This is a genomic window from Kitasatospora sp. NPDC054768 (genome assembly GCF_053612025.1).
Genome location: NZ_JBSHBN010000098.1, coordinates 1 through 14,041, shown reverse-complemented (window position 1 = coordinate 14,041; position 14,041 = coordinate 1). Strand labels below are relative to the sequence as shown.

At 74.6% G+C, this 14,041-nt stretch carries 12 protein-coding genes; 5 read left to right on the top strand and 7 right to left on the bottom strand.

The window, feature by feature from the left end:
* Positions 1 to 65 precede the first annotated feature (65 nt).
* Complete coding sequence (locus ACWGKU_RS25925) at positions 66 to 1,160, top strand: hypothetical protein (protein ID WP_452177265.1); 1,095 nt, start codon at positions 66 to 68, stop codon at positions 1,158 to 1,160.
* Positions 1,161 to 1,502: 342 nt separating this feature from the next.
* Positions 1,503 to 2,456 carry a PAC2 family protein gene (locus ACWGKU_RS25920; RefSeq protein ID WP_359901210.1) on the top strand — a complete coding sequence of 318 codons (954 nt, stop codon included), beginning with the start codon at positions 1,503 to 1,505 and terminating at the stop codon, positions 2,454 to 2,456.
* Between the two features lie 73 nt (positions 2,457 to 2,529).
* Here the strand turns inward: ACWGKU_RS25920 and mshC are convergent, their stop codons facing one another.
* The 6 genes from mshC to ACWGKU_RS25890 form a co-directional block, all read right to left on the bottom strand.
* A complete protein-coding gene (mshC, locus tag ACWGKU_RS25915; RefSeq protein WP_401055270.1) occupies positions 2,530 to 3,759 on the bottom strand; it encodes a cysteine--1-D-myo-inosityl 2-amino-2-deoxy-alpha-D-glucopyranoside ligase in 1,230 nt (409 codons plus the stop codon).
* Positions 3,760 to 4,000: 241 nt separating this feature from the next.
* Complete coding sequence (locus ACWGKU_RS25910) at positions 4,001 to 4,831, bottom strand: dioxygenase family protein (RefSeq protein WP_401055271.1); 831 nt, start codon at positions 4,829 to 4,831, stop codon at positions 4,001 to 4,003.
* A gap of 125 nt (positions 4,832 to 4,956) precedes the next feature.
* Positions 4,957 to 5,886 carry an AraC family transcriptional regulator gene (locus tag ACWGKU_RS25905; protein ID WP_452177264.1) on the bottom strand — a complete coding sequence of 310 codons (930 nt, stop codon included), beginning with the start codon at positions 5,884 to 5,886 and terminating at the stop codon, positions 4,957 to 4,959.
* A gap of 143 nt (positions 5,887 to 6,029) precedes the next feature.
* Positions 6,030 to 6,827, bottom strand: a complete 798-nt coding sequence (locus ACWGKU_RS25900) for an SCO1664 family protein (RefSeq protein ID WP_359901268.1) — start codon at positions 6,825 to 6,827, stop codon at positions 6,030 to 6,032.
* Between the two features lie 44 nt (positions 6,828 to 6,871).
* Positions 6,872 to 7,441 (bottom strand): DUF3090 domain-containing protein, encoded by a 570-nt coding sequence (locus ACWGKU_RS25895; RefSeq protein WP_359901221.1) that lies wholly within the window; start codon positions 7,439 to 7,441, stop codon positions 6,872 to 6,874.
* A gap of 196 nt (positions 7,442 to 7,637) precedes the next feature.
* Positions 7,638 to 8,330 carry an MSMEG_4193 family putative phosphomutase gene (locus tag ACWGKU_RS25890; protein ID WP_452177263.1) on the bottom strand — a complete coding sequence of 231 codons (693 nt, stop codon included), beginning with the start codon at positions 8,328 to 8,330 and terminating at the stop codon, positions 7,638 to 7,640.
* 139 nt (positions 8,331 to 8,469) lie between these two features.
* Between ACWGKU_RS25890 and ACWGKU_RS25885 the strand changes: the two genes are divergently transcribed.
* Complete coding sequence (locus tag ACWGKU_RS25885) at positions 8,470 to 9,450, top strand: magnesium and cobalt transport protein CorA (RefSeq protein ID WP_401054572.1); 981 nt, start codon at positions 8,470 to 8,472, stop codon at positions 9,448 to 9,450.
* Between the two features lie 67 nt (positions 9,451 to 9,517).
* Here ACWGKU_RS25885 and ACWGKU_RS25880 read toward each other — a convergent pair whose 3' ends face one another.
* Positions 9,518 to 10,564, bottom strand: coding sequence for an LLM class F420-dependent oxidoreductase (locus ACWGKU_RS25880; RefSeq protein WP_359901229.1), 1,047 nt, complete (start codon positions 10,562 to 10,564; stop codon positions 9,518 to 9,520).
* Positions 10,565 to 10,804: 240 nt separating this feature from the next.
* Here ACWGKU_RS25880 and ACWGKU_RS25875 point away from each other — a divergent pair, with 240 nt between their 5' ends.
* Both ACWGKU_RS25875 and ACWGKU_RS25870 read left to right on the top strand, forming a co-directional pair.
* Positions 10,805 to 11,785 (top strand): aldo/keto reductase, encoded by a 981-nt coding sequence (locus ACWGKU_RS25875; protein ID WP_359901232.1) that lies wholly within the window; start codon positions 10,805 to 10,807, stop codon positions 11,783 to 11,785.
* Between the two features lie 59 nt (positions 11,786 to 11,844).
* Positions 11,845 to 14,041, top strand: a 2,197-nt coding sequence (locus ACWGKU_RS25870) for a helix-hairpin-helix domain-containing protein (RefSeq protein WP_452177262.1), incomplete at its 3' end; no start/stop codon positions are given.

Genomic DNA, 14,041 nt, shown 5'->3' with positions numbered 1-14,041 from the left:
CCGACGGGTCGGCCCGCCGTTCGTTCCGTATCCTGAGCGCTCGACCGCAAGGGGGGAGCAAGCGCGTGGCCCGATACCGGACCTCCGCGCAGCGTGCCGGTCGGGCCCTGGGGGCCCCGTTCCGCGCGCTGCGCAACCGCTGGCGGGCATGGTCCCGGTGGCGCCGGGCACTGCTGGTCCTGGCGCTGGTGGCGGCCCTGCCCCCGGCCGCGCTGGGCTCGGCGTTCGTGATGTTCCGGCTGCACTACACCGGCGAACCCGCCGCCGACGCCCGCACCCGGGGCCGGGACGCGCTCTGGCTCGGCCACGCCTGGGTGGACGGCCGCAAGACCGAGGCCGACGTGGCCGCACTGGTCCGGCAGCTGGCCGGCACCGGCATCAGGGACCTCTACGTGCACACCGGCCCGCTGGAGCACGACGGCTCGCTGCCGCCCGCCGTCCACCCCCGGGGCCGCTGGTTCACCGACACCGTGCACCGGGCGCTGCCCGGCGTGCGGCTGCAGGGCTGGCTGGGCGACGAGGTCAAGCCGGAGAAGGACGCCCTGGACCTGGAGGACGGCCCCACCCGGGACCGGGTCACCGCCTCCGCCGGCCAGGTGCTGGACCTCGGCTTCGACGGCGTGCACTTCGACATGGAGCCGATCCGCCCCGGTTCGCCGGGCTGGCTGGCCCTGCTCGACCGGGTCCGGCCGGTCACCGCGGCGCGCGGCGCCAAGCTGTCGGTGGCGGCCCCGCAGATCGACCCGGTCCCGGGCCTGCACACGGCCGGCATCCTGCTCACCGACCACGGCAAGTGGTGGGACGGGGCGTACTTCACCGAGACCGCCCGCCGGGTCGACCAGATCGCGGTGATGACCTACGACACCTCGATGCCCACCGAGCCGCTGTACGGCGGCTACGTCGCCCGGCAGACCGAGCTCGCCCTGCGGGCCACCCCGGCCGACGTGGACCTGCTGATGGGCCTGCCCTTCTACTGGGACGACAAGTGGGGCCACTGGGGCGACGCCGAGACCGTCCGGGCCGCCGTCCGGGGCGTGCGGCTGGGCCTGGGCCGGGAGGACCGGCAGCGGGCCAACTTCGGCGTCGCGCTGTACGTGGACTTCGCCTCGCTGCCCGAGCACTGGGCGGCGTACCGCAGCGGCTGGGTGGACGTCGGGTAGCGCGCCCGGACGGCCGTCCGGCCGGGCCGTGCGTCCCGGCCGCGCCGGACGGCCGTCACGTTCCGTCGCGATTCGAACACCCTTCCCCCCCACCGGACACCTGACGGCCCGTCATCCCCGGGGTCGCCGATATCCGGTGGATCGCGGCGGCCCGCTCCCCCAGACTGTCCCGGTGCCCGGCCGCGGTGCGCATCAAAGCCCGTAGGCTGGGCAGGTAGGGACCGTGGGGCGAGACGTTCCACGGGAGACGAGAGGTTCGACAGTCGGCAGCCGGCCCGTCGGCGCCCCGGCAGGCCAGCCGGGGCGGCGCAGGTCCGACCGCCGACCGGAGGGAGACGCTGGGTGATCGAGCTGGAAGATGTTCCCGAGTTGATCGACCCGGTCATGGTCTGCGCCTTCGAAGGCTGGAACGACGCGGGCGACGCCGCCTCCGCGGCTCTGGCGCATCTGGACGAGACCTGGGGCGGCAAGGTGTTCGCCGCCCTGGACGCGGAGGACTACTACGACTTCCAGGTCAACCGGCCCACGGTCTGGCTGGACGGCGGCATCCGCCGGATCACCTGGCCGACCACCCGGCTCTCGGTGATCCGGGTGACGGAACCGACCACCCGGGACGTCGTGCTGATCCGCGGCATCGAGCCGAGCATGCGCTGGCGCTCGTTCTGCAACGAGTTGCTGGGCTTCGCGCACGAGCTGGGCGTCGAGCTGGTGGTGATCCTGGGCGCGCTGCTCGGCGACACCCCGCACAGCCGCCCGGTGCCGGTCAGCGGGGTCACCTCCGACCCGGAGCTGGCCCGCCGGCTGGACCTGGAGGAGAGCCGCTACGAGGGCCCCACGGGCATCGTCGGGGTGCTTCAGGAGGCCTGCACCCACGCCGGGGTGCCGGCCGTGACGCTCTGGGCGGCGGTGCCGCACTACGTCTCGCAGCCGCCGAACCCCAAGGCCACGCTGGCCCTGATCAACAAGCTGGAGGACCTGCTGGACCTGCGCATCCCGCCGGGCGAGCTCGCCGAGGACGCCCGGGCCTGGCAGCTCGGCGTGGACCAGCTGGCCGCCGAGGACAGCGAGGTGGCCGAGTACGTCCAGCAGTTGGAGGAGGCCCAGGACACCGCGGAGCTGCCGGAGGCCTCCGGCGACGCCATCGCCCGCGAGTTCGAGCGCTACCTGCGCCGCCGGGAGAACGTCGGGCCGACCGGCGAGAAGCCGGTGTCCGGACACGCCACGGCGGAGCGGCCGGCCGATCCGGAGGCGCCGGGCGGAGCCCGGGAGAGCCAGGACGGCGCCGAGGAGGAGTAGCGGCACCGCACGCCGAAGGGGCGTCGGGACACCTGGTCCTGACGCCCCTTCGGCGTGTGCTGCGGGGTGCGGGTTACAGTGCGACGCCGAGCAGGGCGTCCACGGTGCGGGTCACCAGGCCGGGCGCGCCGATGTCGGTACCGCCCTCGGCCTCCTGCCGGGCCGCCCAGCGGTCGACCGCGGCCAGCGCGGCGGGCGTGTCCAGGTCGTTCGCGAGCGCCTCGCGCACCTCGGCGAGCAGCTGCCCGGCCGCCGGGCCGTCCGGGCGGGAGACCGCGGCGCGCCAGCGGGCGAGGCGCTCGACGGCCTCGTCCAGGGTGCTCTTGGTCCACTCCCAGTCCGCGCGGTAGTGGTGCGAGAGCAGCGCCAGGCGGATCGCGGCCGGGTCGACGCCCTCGCGGCGCAGCGCCGAGACGAAGACCAGGTTGCCGCGGGACTTGGACATCTTGTGGCCGTCCAGGGCGACCATGCCGGCGTGCACGTACGCCTTGGCGTACGGGTGGGCGCCGGTGGCGACCTGGGCGTGCGCGGCGCCCATCTCGTGGTGCGGGAAGGAGAGGTCGCTGCCGCCGCCCTGGATGTCGAAGGACATGCCGAGGTACTGGAGGGCGATGGCGACGCACTCGATGTGCCAGCCGGGGCGGCCGTGGCCGAGCTCGGTGTCCCAGGCGGGCTCGCCCGGGCGGGCGGCCAGCCAGAGCAGGGCGTCCAGCGGGTTGCGCTTGCCGGGGCGGTCCGGGTCGCCGCCGCGCTCGGCGAAGACCGGGCGCATGGCCTCGCGGGTGAGGCCGGAGACCTCGCCGAAGCGCGGGTCGGCGTCGACCGAGAAGTAGATGTCGCCGTCCACCCGGTAGGCGGCGCCGGAGGCCAGCAGCTTCTGGACGATCGGGACGATCCACGGGATCGACTCGACGGCGCCGATGTAGTGGGCCGGCGGGAGCATGCGCAGCGCGGTCATGTCCTCGCGGAACAGGGCCGTCTCGCGCTCGGCCAGGTCGGTCCAGTCCTGGCCGGTCTCGACCGCGCGGGCGAGCAGCGGGTCGTCGACGTCGGTGACGTTCTGGATGTACAGGACGTCGTGGCCGGCGTCCTTCCAGACGCGCTGCACCAGGTCGAACGCGTTGTAGGTGGCGGCGTGGCCCATGTGGGTCGCGTCGTAGGGGGTGATGCCGCAGACGTAGATCCGGGCGGTGCCGTCCTGCGGCACCACCTCGCGGACGGTGCCCGCGGCGGTGTCGTGGATACGGAGGGGGAGCCCCTGACCAGGCAGGTCGGGAACCTCGGAGGCGGGCCAGGCATGCATGGAAACAACTTTAACCTTGCGAACATTTGAAAGCCTAACCAGTACGAAAGATCGACTGGATTCGCTTCTTGCCATTGCCCGGCGGTTTTCCGACTGGTAATGCACGGAACCGGTGCGGCGCGGAGCCGGCCGGGAGGCGGCGCGGCGCGGAACCCGGCCCCGGTTCCGGACGTGGTTGAGCGCCCGGTCGGCCCTGCCGCCGACCGGGCGCCCGGCGCCCCGGGGGACGCGGTCGGAGCCGCTACGACCGCTGCCAGAGGGCCGGCACGTTCGGCGGCTCCCAACCGGCCATGGCGGTGTGCGCCTGGAGGCAGGTGTAGGAGACGCCGGAGTAGGTGACGCGGTCGCCCGCCTTGTACGCGGTGCCCGCGGCCCAGGTGCCGCTCGGCGGCGTACTGGGTCCCCCGGTCGGGGTGACGGTGGGCGACGGGCTCGGCGTGCCGGGGGTCTGCGGAACGTCCAGCACGAAGTCGAAACCGGCCTCGCGGGTCTGGCCGTTCTGGCGGACGTTCATCAGCAGCCGGGGATCGTAGATGCTGTCCGTACTGTTGCGCGGCTCGCCCGGGAAGTACAGCTGGGTGGTGATGATCGAGCGGCCGGGGGCCTGCAGCTTGACGTGCAGGTGCCGGGTGCGGCCCGGGTAGAGGCCGGGCACGATGGTGTCCAGCTTGTACGCCCCGTTGGCGTCGGTGAACTGGTGGCCGCGGAAGGTGTAGGTGACGTTGTCGTAGTTGCCGCCGTTGTCGGCCTGCCAGAAGTCCAGCAGCACGCCGGAGATGGGCCGGCAGGCGCGGCCGAAGACGTAGCCGCCGACCACCAGGCGGGTGCCGGGGCCGTCGTTGACCATCGAGCTGCGCAGCGGGGAGTTGGGCTTGAAGTACGGACCCTCGATCTGCTCGATGGTGGGGGCGTCCCCGTCGTGGCACTCGGGGGTGAAGCCGATCGGTTCGCCGCTGTCGATCCGGTCCCGGGCCAGTGCGACTCCGCCGCCGACCAGCAGCGGAGCAGCCCCTAGCGCGGCGGCGGCCTTCAGTACGGTCTTGCGGCTGATCATGCCGTCGGGCGTGGGCATGCGCCGTCTCCTTCTCGTGAGGCGGGGGGGTGGGGGCGGCCCTTGCCATGGTGGGGGCATGACAAGGGCCGAACCGGTCGCCCGTCCGTGCGCGCCGGGCCGGCCACCGGTGGCCAGCAGCAAAGTTACGGGCCGTCCGGCGCGACCGCGATGGACATGATCCGGGGATCGTGGTGATTTCCGTCGACCCTGGCCCGGAACTCCCCCGGGGTCATCCCGGTCTCCCGGCGGAAGAACCGGCAGAAGTACGCCGGATCGACGAAGCCCGCCTCCTTCGAGACCTGACGGATCGTCAAATCCGTGCAGGCGAGCAGCCGTTTGGCCTCCAGGGTCTGCTGCCGGCGGATCAGGCCGCCCGGGGTCCGGCCGGTGGCCTGCTTCACCAGGGTCTGCAAGTGCCCCGGGGAGACGCCGAGTTCCTGCGCGGTGGAGGCCACCGAGTGCCGCACCCCGCCCGGCCGGGCGATCAACCGGGTGAAGGCGGCGGCCACTTCGGCCGGACGGCTGGGCACCACCGGACGGTCGGCCGGAGCACAGGCGCGCAGCGCCCGGACGATCAGGATGTGCAGGCTGGCCCGCAGCACACCCTGGTAGCCCGGCGCCCTGGTCCGGTACTCGTGCTCCATGTCGGCGAGCAGCGCGGTGATCGCCGCGGCCTGTTCACCGAGCGCGAGGGCCGGGCGGGTGGCCAGGGCCCGCAGGGCGGCGAGGTCCTGGGGGTGGCCGAGCAGGAAGTCCTCGTTGAACAGGACGACCTGGCCGGTCAGCTCCTCGGCGTCCGCCCAGTAGTGCACCTGGCCGGGGGTGATCACGCACAACTGCGGTGGCGCCAGCGGCCGGTGGACGAGGTCCAGGACATGGGCGCCGTGGCCGCCGGTGACGTGGACGATCTCGTAGAACGAGTGCCGGTGGGGGAAGCCGGCCCGCGAGAGCGGGCCGATCGCGTCGAAACTGCCGATGGCGAAGGGGAGCAGCTGGGGCAGCGGGACCTGCAACCGGTGCAACGGCAGGTCCGGCGTGGTCCGGGGGGTGGGGGTGGTCCGTCGCACATCCATCGGAGCAGTGTGCGACCCGTTCCGGGCACAGGTCCAGACCATCTGCCGCCGTTTTCACGGACCGGTCCGGGCCACCGGCGCTCGCGCGGCCGGCGGCAAGGACCGGTCGGCACCCCCGGCTGCGCCCCGGGCCACACCCCCGGCTACACCGGCGGCCAGGGAATCGCCGGCCAGTCCTCGGGCGGCAGCGGGTGCCGGCCGGAGCCCCGGAGCCCGGCCACCCGGGCCCGGGTCGCGTCCAGTTCGGCCGCCGTCAGGTGCGGGGCGAGCCGCTCGGCGAGCTCGCCGTCCAGCTGCTCGGCCAGCCGGGCCAGCACCTCCAGCGCCTCGGTGGGCAGCGGGTCCCCGGCCCAGCCCCAGAGCAGGGTGCGCAGCTTGTCCTCGGTGTTGAAGGTGACACCGTGGTCGATGCCGTACACCCGGCCGTCGGCGGCCGGAATCAGGTGCCCGCCCTTGCGGTCGGCGTTGTTGAGCACCGCGTCCAGGACGGCGAGCCGGCGCAGCCGCCGGTCGTCGTGGTGCACCAGCAGGGCCGTCCGCCCGCCCTCGACCTCGGCCCGGACGATCGGCAGCCAGCCCTGCTCCGGGCCGCGCGGGTCCTGGAGCGCGAGCAGCGGCTCGGCCCCCGGGTCCGGCTCGACCCACAGCTGCACCATGCCGGGCCCGTGCGGGCCCTCGCGCAGCACGGTGGGCGGGATCAGCGCCCAGCCGGTCGCGGCGGACAGCTCGTACGCGGCGACCTCGCGGCCGGCCAGCGTGCCGTCCGGGAAGTCCCACAGCGGGCGCTCGCCGGCCACCGGCTTGTAGACGGCCTGCGCGCTGAGCGAGCCGTGCGCGACCGTGCAGTACAGCGCGGCGTTGGAGGCTTCGGTGAGGCGGCCGTGCACGGTCAGCCCGCCCTGGCGCAGCAGCGCGAGGGCGGTGGGCACGTCGGCGGCCAGCGCCGCGGCGGCGGCCGGGTCGGCCTGCGGCGGGGTGTCGGTGTTCAGCGCCGGTAGCCGTTCGCGCGCGGGCACAGGTGGCCCTCCGGGTCGAGCGGCAGGTTGCAGAACGGGCAGGGCTTGCGGCCCGCCGCGACCAGGTCCAGCGCGCGCTTGGCGAAGACCCGGGCCATCGCGCCGGACAGCCGCACCCGGAGCATGTCCGGGCCGGTCTCGTCGTCGGTGAAGACCGCCTCGGCGGCGTCCTCCTCCTCCTCGTCCTCGACCAGCGCCTGGGCCTCGACCACCAGGCAGCTGTCCACGCTGTCCCAGGCCAGCGCCATGGTGCCGACCCGGAACTCCTGCTCCAGCGGGAGGTCCAGCGGGGCGGTGTCGAGCAGGTCCTTCGGAGCGGCGGCCGGGATGGCGGCGTCTCCGCCACTGCGCCGCAGCGCCTCGTCCAGGACCTCCTCGATGCGCTCGGCGAGCGCCGCGACCTGGGTCTTCTCCAGCAGCACGCTGGTGATCCGGCCCCGGGCACTGGCCTGAAGGTAGAACGCCCGGGCGCCGGGCTGGCCGACGGTGCCGGCCACGAACCGTTCGGGCTGGTCGTAGAAGTAGACCTGACGGGGCACGCTCTCGCTCCGGATCGTGTCGGTCGGCGCGGTACCGCCGGGGGCGGATCGCGGCCGGATGGACTCGTAAGTCACCCTACGACCTTCGGGCTCCGGCCGGGGAGCCGAGCCGACGGCCGCGGGCGGGGTGGCACCCGGGGAACCAGCGGTGTCGCCCCGGACGGCGCCTCCCCGGACGGCCCGTCGGCGGCGTGCCTCAGACGGCGCCGCCGACCACCGCGTCGCCGGTCGGGGTGGCCGCGGCCGGGTGGGGCCTGGGCGCGAGCGAGGCGAGGTCGCCGGTGTCGCCCATCCTCAGGACGAAGGGCCGCTGCGGGGTGTAGCGGATCGCGGTGACCGAACAGGGCTCGACGCTGATCCGCTGGAAGTGGTCCAGGTGCAGCCCGAGCGCGTCGGCCACCACGGCCTTGATCACGTCCCCGTGCGAGCAGGCGATCCAGACCGCGTCCTCGCCGTGCTCGGCGGCGATCCTCCGGTTCCACTCGCGCACCGCGTCCACCGTGCGGTGGCTCAGCTCGCGCAGCGACTCCCCGCCGGGGAAGGCGGCCCCGGCGGCGTGGTCCTGCACGGTGCGCCAGAGCGGCTCCTTGGCCAGCTCCGCCAGCGGGCGGCCGGTCCAGTCACCGTAGTGGCACTCCCCCAGCCGCTCGTCCTCGGTCGGCGGGCCCAGCTCGGGCCGGACCGCCAGCAGCGGCTCCAGCGTCTGCCGGCAGCGCTCCAGCGGGCTGCTGACCGCCCCCACCAGCGGGATGCCCGCCAGCCGGCCGGCCAGGGCGGCGGCCTGCGCGCGCCCGGTGTCGTCGAGGTCCACGCCGGGGGCCCAACCGGCCAGGATTCCGGCGGTGTTCGCGGTGGAGCGGCCGTGACGGACGAGCAGCAGCGTGGGCATGGGGTCAGCCTACGGCCTTCGGGCCCGGCCGTGGGCCCCGGTTCTTCCGCCCGGTCGCACCCCGGCCGCCGGGAGGCCGGGGGACGGGGCACCACCCGGGTCCGTGCCGAACGGCCCCGCTCGGGTGACAATGGCCCGCATGATCGTCCACTGCGCCGCCTACCACGACGGCCACCGGATCAAGGCCCCCGCGGACCTGGCCGGTGCGCTCGCCGCCGCCCGCGCGGCCGGTCCGGACGGCTTCGTCTGGATAGGCCTGTTCGAGCCCACCGTCGAGGAACTCGACCACGTCGGCAAGGAGTTCGCGCTGCACCCGCTGGCCGTCGAGGACGCCGTCAGCGCCCACCAGCGCCCCAAGGTGGAGGCCTACCAGGGCTCGCTGTTCGTCACCCTGAAGACCCTCGGCTACCACCCCGGCGGTCACGTCGTGACGGTCGGCGAGGTGATGGTCTTCCTCGGCCCGGACTTCGTGATGACCGTCCGGCACGGCGAGGACAGCCCGCTCAGCGGCCTGCGGGCCGCCCTGGAGCAGGATCCCGAGCAACTGCGCTACGGGCCCAGCTCGGTGCTGCACTCGGTCTGCGACACCGTCGTGGACGGCTACGTGGAGGTGGCCACCGCGCTCCAGACCGACCTGGACGAGCTGGAGGCGGACATCTTCTCCCCCGGCCGGGTCGGCCGCGACACCGCCGGCCGGATCTACGGCTACAAGCGCCAGGTGATGTCCGTGCGCAGGGCCACCGGACCGCTGCTGGAACCGATGCTGGCCCTGGAGCGCGGCGCCCGCTTCGTCCGCCCCGAGACCGCGCCCTACCTGCGGGACGTCGCCGACCACGTGGCCCGGGTGAACGACCAGGTGGACGGCATGGACCGGCTGCTGTCCGACATCCTGAACGCCAACCTGGCGCAGGTCAGCGTCCAGCAGAACAACGACATGCGGAAGATCTCGGCCTGGGCGGCGCTGGCCGCCGTACCGACGATGATCGCGGGCATCTACGGGATGAACTTCGACCACATGCCCGAACTGCACCAGGTCTGGGGGTACCCGGCGGTGCTGGTGCTGATGGTGGTGGTCTGCCTGGTGCTGCACCGGGTGTTCAAGCGGCACGACTGGTTGTAGTGCCGCTCCCCCCACCGGCCGTCGGGTTCGTCGGGCCCGTCCCGTCCGTCCCGTCCGTGCTGTCCCGTCAGGCCAGTCCGGCGCGCTCCAGCGCCTCGACGCCGGTGCGCAGCGCCAGGATCCGCTCGTCCAGGGTGAATCCGGACGGGGCCAGGGTGAGCGTGGTGACGCCCGCCTCGGCGTAGGCCTGCATCCGGTCGGCGATCCGGGCGGTGTCGCCGATCAGCGAGGTGGCGTCGATCAGGTCGTGCGGGACGGCGGCCGCGGCACCCGCGTAGTCCCTGGCGAGGTACTTCTCCTGGACCTCGTCGGCGGCCTGCTCGTAGCCCATCCGCCGGGCGAGCTGGTTGTAGAAGTTCTTCTCCTTGCTGCCCATGCCGCCGATGTAGAGCGCGGCGTACGAGCGCAGGCCGTCCACGCCGGCCTTGATGTCCTCGCCGACCGCGAGGTTCACGGTCGGGCAGAGGTCGAAGCCCTCCAGCGTCCTCCCGGACTTGGCGCGGCCGGCCGTCAGCGGGTCGACGGAGAGCGCGGCGTGCTCGGGCGAGAAGAAGATGCCGAGCCAGCCGTCGGCGATCTCACCGGTCAGCTCCAGGTTCTTCGGGCCGATCGCGGCGATGTACAGCGGGATGTGCTCGCGCACCGGGTGCACGGTGAGCTTGATCGGCTTGCCGGGGCCGCCGGGCAGCGGCAGCGTCCAGTGCGCGCCCTCGTGCACCAGACGCTCGCGGGACATCGCCTTGCGGATGATCTCCACGTACTCGCGGGTGCGGGCGAGCGGCTTGTCGAACTTCACGCCGTACCAGCCCTCGGACACCTGCGGGCCGGAGACGCCGAGGCCGAGCCGGAACCGGCCGCCGGACAGGGTGTCCAGGGTCGCGGCGGTCATCGCGGTCATGGCCGGGGTGCGGGCCGGGATCTGGAAGATGGCCGAGCCGACGTCGATCCGCTCGGTCTTCGCGGCGACGAAGCTGAGCACCGTCGCGGCGTCCGAGCCGTACGCCTCCGCCGCCCAGCAGACCGAGTAGCCGAGCCGGTCCGCCTCCTGGGCGACGGCGATGTTGTCGGCGTCCATGCCGAGCCCCCAGTAGCCGAGGTTGATCCCGAGTCGCATCTGCCGCACCTTCCAGTGGGTTGGGGTTGCCAGCGAGGGTAGCCGTGCCCGCGCCGAACATGCTACTGACGGGTAGGAGTGGGTTGGGTCACACCGGTGCTGTTGATCGTTCTGCGGGTCGGCACCTCTGCCCGCGCACCGGCCGCTACGCTCAGCCGACGTGGGGAGCGCTCTCCCCACCTGCGCGTTCACAGGGCTGCCGGGCCTCCCGGGGCCACCGGCCAGTGAAGGGCCCGTCCGATGGAAAAGCGTCACCTCGGCCGCACCGGCCTGCAGGTCTCCCGGCTCGGCCTCGGCACCATGACCTGGGGCCGCGACACCGACGAGCACGAGGCAGCGGAGCAGCTCAAGGAGTTCGTCGACGCCGGCGGCAACCTGATCGACACCGCCGACGTGTACGCGGACGGCGGCGCCGAGTACCTGATCTCCCGGCTCACCGACAGCCTGATCCCCCGCTCCGAGCTCGTCATCGCCACCAAGGCCGGCAGCGTCCCGGAGTCCGCCCGCCGCTTCGACGGCTCGCGCGGCCACCTGCTCGCCGCCCTGGACGCCTCGCTGCGCCGGCTCGGCACCGACCACGTCGACCTCTGGCAGGTGCACTCCTTCGACCCGGCGACCCCGGTCGAGGAGACGCTCAGCGCCCTCGACATCGCCGTCTCCTCCGGGCGCGCCCGCTACGTCGGGGTCTGCGACTTCAGCGGCTGGCAGCTCGCCAAGACCGCCACCTGGCAGCACGCCCACCACGGGCGGGCACCGCTGGCCGGGGCGCAGCTGGAGTACTCGCTGCTGCAGCGCGGCATCGAGCGGGAGGCGCTGCCCGCCGCCCTGGACGCCGGGGTCGGGGTGCTGGCCGGCTCGCCGCTCGGACGCGGGGTACTCACCGGCAAGTACCGGCACGGCGTCCCGCAGGACTCGCGCGGCGCCTCGCCGTACCTGACCGGGTTCGTCCAGCCGTACCTCGGGGAGCGCTCCCGACGGATCGTGGACGCCCTCGCCACCGCCGCCGACGGGCTCGCCAGCAGCCCGCTGGCGGTCGCGCTGGCCTGGGTCCGGGACCGGCCCGGGGTGGCGAGCGCCCTGGTCGGGGCCCGGACGGTGGCCCAGCTGCAGGCGGCACTGTCGGTGGAGGCGCTTACGCTTCCGGATGAGATCCGTGGTGCGCTGGACGACATCTCGTCGCCGGTGCACCACTACCCGGACCAGGGGTGGACCGAGCTGTGACCCCCGGCCCGGGTTGTCGAGCAGAACCTGCAGTGGAGTGACCTTTGGAGCGGACGACGATGACTGACACGGGGAACGGCGCTCCGGAGGTGACCGCCGGGGCCGAGCTGACCCCGGAGGCGAAGGCCGCGAAGTTCGCGGAGCTGGCCCAGCGGATCCGCGGCATGCAGCCGGAGGACGCCGCGGATCGTGCCGCACGGGCGGGTGCCGCCCGCGCGGAGGCCTCGATGACGGAAGCCCCGACGGCGGAAGCCCCGGAGCCCGGAGGCTCGGAGCCCGGGGAGCCGGAGCCGGCCGCTCCCGCCCCCGTCCCGGCCGCCCCCGTCCCGGCCCCGGCTCCCGCCCCGGCCGCCCCCGCCCCGGTGGTGTCCGACCGGCAGCGCGGCGAGGTGCTCCGCGCCACCGTCGAGGTGCTGACCGCCGGCGGCGCCCCGGCCGAACTGGCGGCCGCCGCCGTAGCCGCGCTCGGCGAGGAGGCACCCGCACGACTGCGCGAGGACCCGTGGGCGGTGCTGGGCCTGCCCGGCGTCCGGCCCGAGCACGCGGACGGCTTCGCCCGGGAGCTGCTCGGCCCCGGAGCCGGCCCGGGCGACGAGCGCCGCGCCCGCGCACTGGTGCCGTGGCTGCTGGAGCAGGCGGCGCTGCGCGGGCACTCGGCCCAGGAACTCGCCGAGGTGGCGGTCGGGCTCGACCGGCTCCGGATGCCCGAGCCGGCCACCGCGATCCAGGCCGCCGTCGAGGACGGGCGGGTGCTGTCCTTCCAGGAGGAGCTGACCGGCCCCGAGGCTCACGCGGCGGCGGGCGACGGGGAGGACGAGGCGCCGACCCGGACGCTGCTCGCCCTGGCGGGGCCGGCGATGGCCGAGGACAGCCTCGCCGAGAAGCTGCTCCAGCTGATGGCCACCTTCGTGCCGGGCGAGGACGCCGAGGAGACCGAGGACGCGACCGAGGCTGCCGATGGGTCCGAGGACGCCGACGAATCCGAGAAGGCGGCCACCGACGCGGAGGCAGCGGCAGAGGCCACCGAGGCCACCGCCGAGCAGCCTCCCGTCGCCCTCGGCCCGGCCGCCTGGGCGGCCGCCGCCGAGGCGGCGCCGTCCTCCTCCGCGACCGCCCTGATCAAGGCCGTCGCCGAACACGCCCTGGTGCTGCACACCGGCGGCGAGGCGGCCCGCGCCGAACCGGCCGTACTGGTCGCCGCCGCCCGGGGCCTCGGGCTGCGGGCCTGGGCCGCCACCTGGACCGACCAGGGCCGGGACTCCCTCGCCGCGCTCGCCCGGGCGGGAGCCGGCGCCGAGGCCCCCGTGGTCACCCTCGCCGAGTTGCTCTCCGGTACCGCCGGCCCCGGCCGCGCCCCGGACGGCACGCTCGCCCTGGACCTGCTGGTCGTGCTGGACGCCCCGCTGCTGGACGTCGAACTGGCCGCCACCGTCCTGGAGTCGCTGGCCGACGGCACCCGGCTGGTGCTCAGCGGCGACCCGGGCCAGCTCTGGTCGGCCGGCCCCGGCCGGTTCTTCGCCGACCTGCTGGCCGCCAAGGCCTGCCCGGCGGTCTCCTCCCGCACCCCGGACTTCGGCCCGATCGGCGAGCTGGTCTCCGGCATCGGCATCGGCGAGCTCCAGCCGGTCGAGGCGCCGGACAAGGAGGTGGTCATCCTGACCGCCAAGGACGCCGGCGAGGCCGTCCACCGCGCCGTCCAGCTGCTCACCGACTCCATTCCGCGCGCGCTGGGCATCCCGGTCGAGCAGGTGGTGCTGCTCACCCCGGGCCACGGCGGCCCGGCCGGCACCCGCGCGCTGAACGCCGCCGCCAAGGCCCGGCTCAACCCCGGCCCCGGCCGCTTCGGCGGCTTCGACCCGGGCGACCGGGTGGTCGACTCCCCCGCTCCCGGCATCACCCGCCCGGCCCGGGTGCTGGACGGCGACGCCGCCGGTCTGCACCTGGAGTACGCGGACGGCTCGCACCGGACCGTCCCGCCGGCCGAGGCCGCCCGACTGCGGCACGGCTGGGCGCTGACCGTCCACCAGGCGCTCGGCCGGCGCTGGCCCGGCGCGGTCGTGGTGCTCCCGGAGGACGCCGCCCCGGCGCTCACCCGGCAGTGGGTCTACACCGCCTTCGGCCGCGGCGAGCGGCACCTGTCCGTGGTGCACGCGGCGGGCCCGGCGCTGGCCCAGGCCGTCGCCGAGCGCCCGGCGCAGCCGCGCACCACCCGGCTGCGGGCGGTCCTCGCCGAGAACGCCGCCGCCTCCGAGTACC